Here is a 648-nt window from a genome sequence, read left to right as displayed (position 1 = left end):
TTTTCAGCGCTACAAAGCAATCTGAAAAAAGATGCTCCGTGGCTACGATATGTGAAAGTATCTGATACGTTGGATGATGTGCAAAATTATGTTGAAACGATCGTAACAGAAGAGCATACAAATGATGGAATTACCTTTCATCTTAACAAACTAAATGCTCCAGCTTATTTTTTCTTTTCATCTGAAAAGCCAGTTTCTTCTGTAGAAAGCTGCAAAATAACAAATGTTGGTCAAGATCTCTACTTAATCGAAACAAATCAATTAACGTTTACTATTAGATTGGAATGATAACGATGAGAATTTGTTTAATAACAGAAGGATCTTATCCATATGTTACAGGCGGAGTTTCAAGTTGGGCACAGTCCCTATTAACACAATTGCCGCAGCACGAGTTTATCATTTTATCGATATCAGCTAAAAAGGAAAATACGAAGAAACGAAAATATAAAGCTCCTGCAAATTTAGTCGAGGTGTATGATATTCACCTTGATTCCTTTCTATCGGAAGAAATTGTATCAGGCAAACGATATAACATTACCGCTGAAGAAAAGCAGGCATTTAGCTCCTTAATAGGGGGAGATGAAATAAATTGGCCAATTTTATTTGATTTACTTGTTAGTGAACGAATTGATTCGATTTTGAATTTTT

2 protein-coding genes are annotated in these 648 nt (G+C 34.3%); both read left to right on the top strand.

The window, feature by feature from the left end; translation table 11 throughout:
* Positions 1-288 (top strand): DUF2194 domain-containing protein (locus tag FS935_RS23170; RefSeq protein WP_146950945.1); only part of this gene is annotated, 288 nt, incomplete at its 5' end.
* A 5-nt stretch (positions 289-293) separates the two neighbouring features.
* The coding region (locus FS935_RS23165) for a DUF3492 domain-containing protein (RefSeq protein ID WP_158638704.1) at positions 294-648 on the top strand (355 nt) is incomplete at its 3' end.

The organism is Metabacillus litoralis (assembly GCF_007994985.1).
Taxonomy (GTDB): Bacteria; Bacillota; Bacilli; order Bacillales; family Bacillaceae; genus Metabacillus; species Metabacillus litoralis.
Note: the sequence above shows the minus strand (reverse complement) of the source record. Positions and strands in the feature narration are given on the sequence as shown.